The 3,994-nt window shown below is 58.1% G+C and carries 2 protein-coding genes; one reads left to right on the top strand and one right to left on the bottom strand.

The features are described from left to right. Positions 1 to 174: 174 nt before the first annotated feature. Positions 175 to 762, bottom strand: a complete 588-nt coding sequence (locus tag N4A58_RS00010) for a recombinase family protein (RefSeq protein ID WP_292305143.1) — start codon at positions 760 to 762, stop codon at positions 175 to 177. 112 nt (positions 763 to 874) lie between these two features. Between N4A58_RS00010 and N4A58_RS00005 the strand changes: the two genes are divergently transcribed. Continuing rightward, positions 875 to 3,763, top strand: a complete 2,889-nt coding sequence (locus tag N4A58_RS00005; RefSeq protein ID WP_292305139.1) for a Tn3 family transposase — start codon at positions 875 to 877, stop codon at positions 3,761 to 3,763. Positions 3,764 to 3,994 lie beyond the last annotated feature (231 nt).

Raw genomic sequence — 3,994 nt, 5'->3', positions numbered from 1 at the left:
TGGAACGGGCCATTCATCCTGACCTATTACGTGATCGTCATGACCGCCCTGCTGATCGCGGGCGCGATGCTCTGACCTGCCGCTGGGGCAGCCTCTCATTCGTTTGAAGATTGCAACCGGGACCGTCAGCCCGAATTGACTGGGGTTTGCTCCGGCTGGGGGCAGAATGACACCCTAAGAGTTGTCCCTGTGTCGTTTCATTATGTCGAGCACGGTGTTTTTGCTGATACCAAGATCGCGGGCAATCCACCGATATGAGCGCCCCTCTGCCACAGCTTGAACGACTTTCGGTGCAAGCTTGTCGGATTTCGGTCGTTGTCCGGGTTGGCGCCCGAGCTTCTTGCCGCGTGCCCGGGCCGCAGCAAGGCCTGATTTGACGCGTTCGCTGAGCAAGTCGCGTTCAAATTGGGCAATTCCTGCCAGCATGGTCGCCATCATCCGGCCATGCGGCGTGTCCAGCTCGAAAGTCATGCCACTCATGGCGACGACCGAAACCTTCCAGCCAGCCAGCTTATTCAAAGTGTCCAACAGGTCTTGAGTGGAGCGGCCCCACCGGGACAACTCGCTGACAAGGATGGCATCTATCTGCCGCGCTTGAGCCAGATCGAGAATTCGGTTCCGGGCAACACGATTGGCGGAGGCACCCGAGGCCGTTTCTTTGAATACACCGATCACCTCATAACCGCCGCGTTCTGCGAAACCAGTCAGTTCCATCACCTGCCTTTCACACGACTGATCGGCGGTGGAAACTCTGGCATAGATGGCTGCGCGCTGTCCCAGTTGAACCTCCTTGGAATTTGAACTTGCAAGTCGTTAATTTTGCTGGTGCGAGGTATGTCCCGAACAGACATCTGATTAACAAGGACATTCCAGAATGCCAAGACGGTCCATCTTGACCGAGCGCCAGCGTTCGGCGCTTTTCGACCTGCCAACTGACGAGACCTTGATGTTGCGGCATTACACGCTGGCAGACGACGATATTGAACATATCAACGAACGGCGGCGGCCAGAGAACAAGATCGGCTTTGCACTTCAACTCTGTGTCCTACGCTATCCTGGGCGGCTGTTGTCATCTGGCGAGGTCATCCCGGAAAAAGTATTGCGTTTCATCGCGGCCCAGTTGGGTCTGATCGGCGACGAAGTCTTACCCTATGCTGCACGTCGGCAAACCCGTCAGCAGCACCTGCGCGCCCTGCGCCATATCTATGGCTTCAAGATGTTCTCGGGCCAAGGCGCGCGCAGTTTGAAGGCCTGGCTTGAGAATGAAGCGGAAACTGCCCGATCCAACGAAGATCTGGCGCGCCGATTTATCGAAGAGTGCCGCCGGTCGCAGGTGATCCTGCCCGGCATCTCTGTCATCGAACGGCTGTGCGCAGATGCTCTGGTTTCGGCTGAACGCCAGACCGAATGCCGGATCACCAACAGGATCGCCGATGAAATGAAAGAACGCCTGGACGCGCTGTTGACCGAGATCGTGGATGGTAATGTCACCCGATTCATCTGGCTTCGCCGTTTCGAGGCAGGCAGCAACTCGGCGGGAGCATCACGGCTTCTGGACCGGTTGGAGTTTTTGCAAGAATTGGGCCTATCACCGGACATTCTGTCCGACATACCGCCACATCGGATCACCCGCCTGCGCCGCCAGGGCGAGCGCTACTTTGCCGACGGTTTACGCGATATCACCAGTGACCGGCGCTTGGCGATCCTCGCTGTCTGTGCGGTAGAGTGGAAGGCTGCCATCGCCGATGCCGTGATCGAAACCCACGACCGGATTGTTGGAAAGACCTGGCGGGATGCGAAAAGGCTGTCCGACGCACGTATCGCGGATGCCAGATCTTCGCTGCGTGAGACACTGCTTTCCTTCAAGGATCTGGGTGCTGCCCTGCTGGAAGCCAAGGCAGATGGCGCGTCCCTTGATGCCGCCGTCGAAGTTGCGTGCGGCTGGTCTGAACTCGAAAGCATGGTGACAACCGCAGCCGAGTTGACCGACACGATGGCAGCCGACGCGTTGTCTCATGTCGCCCATGGGTATCATCGGTTTCGCCGCTATGCCCCAAGAATGCTGCGGGCACTCGATATCTGCGCCGCCCCGGTGGCGGCACCTTTAATGCAGGCAACTAAGGTCATCGCCGATGATCAAACCGACGCACTCCGCCAGGTTGGCTTCTTGCGCCGAACCTCGAAATGGCATCAACACCTCAATGCCCAGGACCCAGGTGACAATCGGCTCTGGGAGGTCGCTGTGTTGTTCCAGGTGCGTGAAGCGTTCCGATCCGGCGATATCTGGCTACCCCATTCCCGGCGTTACGCTGATCTGAAACAAGCTTTGGTACCGATAGAAACAGCCAAGGCGTGCCCGCGCCTGACGATGCCATTCGAGCCTGAGATCTGGCTCGATGTTCGCAAGGCAAGGCTGGCAGAAGGTATGAAGCGTTTGGCCAAGGCCACTCGAACCGGCGCGATTCCCGGCGGTTCAATCGAGAACGGCATTCTCAAGGTTGATCGTTTGACGGCAGCGATCCCGGCGGATGCTGATGGTATGGTGCTTGATCTTTATGGCCGCCTGCCCGCCGTTCGGATCACCGATCTGCTGCAGGAAGTTGATGACGATATCGGCTTCACCGAAGCCTTCACGCATTTGCGCACCGGCGTTCCCTGCAAGGATCGCATCGGGTTGTTAAACGTGCTGCTGGCCGAGGGATTGAACCTTGGCCTCAGTAAAATGGCCGAGGCGACCAGTTCACATGACTACTTCCAACTCTCGCGCTTGTCCCGGTGGCATGTTGAAAGCGATGCCATCAACAGGGCGCTCGCCAAGGTGATCGAGGCGCAGGCCAATTTGCCGATGGCGCAATTCTGGGGCGGCGGGATGACAGCTTCAAGCGACGGTCAGTTCTTTCCAACAACGCGGCATGGCGAGGCGATGAACCTCATCAATGCGAAGTATGGGCAGGAGCCCGGTTTAAAGGCCTACACCCATGTCTCTGACCAATTCGGTCCGTTTGCCACACAGAACATCCCTGCGACTGTAAGTGAGGCCCCATACATTCTGGACGGCCTACTGATGAACGAGGTGGGGAAGACGGTCAAAGAGCAATATGCAGACACCGGGGGGTTCACGGATCATGTCTTCGCGGCAACCGCGCTCCTGTCTTATCGCTTCGTTCCCCGCATCCGCGACCTGCCGTCAAAACGGCTCTATCTCTTCGACCCCGCTGCGACGCCGAAGGGAATCCGCGGGTTGGTCGGCGGAAAGATCAGAGAAAAGCTGATCACTGAAAACTGGCCGGACATTTTGCGCGCCGTCGCCACTATGGCGGCGGGTGTCATGCCACCCAGCCAGCTGTTGAGGAAGTTCGCATCGTATCCCCGTCAGCACGAGCTGGCTGTTGCCTTACGGGAGATCGGGCGCATTGAACGCACCCTGTTCATTATCGACTGGCTGCTTGACGCTGACATGCAGCGCCGCGCACAAATCGGCCTGAACAAAGGCGAGGCACACCACGCCTTGAAAAACGCCCTACGCATCGGGCGTCAGGGCGAAATCCGAGACCGAACCTCTGAAGGACAGCACTATCGCTTGGCCGGGCTGAACCTGCTGGCCGCGATCATCATCTACTGGAATACTAAGCACCTTGGACATGCCGTCACCACGCGAAAGCGGGCTGGTCTCGATTGTTCATCTCAACTCCTGGCGCATATCTCGCCCCTCGGATGGGCGCATATCCTGCTCACGGGCGAATACAGGTGGAAAAACCGATGACACCCAGCCTTAGGGTGTCATTCTGCCCCCAGCCGGAGCAGACCCCTTGACTCCAACTCGGGCTGCCTCTAAGTTGATGCGGTATTCGATGTTTGTTCGAATACCGGGCTCAATAGCCAGACCCGCTCCAAAGAGCGGGACAAGAACCGCAGTGGGTAGGGAGGATGTTGCCCCAATGATATTCCAGAAACTGACCGCCGCAGCGCTCGGCGTTGCCATGCTTGTGGGCGC

The organism is Donghicola sp. (assembly GCF_025210255.1).
Classification (GTDB): domain Bacteria; phylum Pseudomonadota; class Alphaproteobacteria; order Rhodobacterales; family Rhodobacteraceae; genus Donghicola; species Donghicola eburneus.
This window is presented reverse-complemented; position numbering and strand designations above follow the sequence as displayed.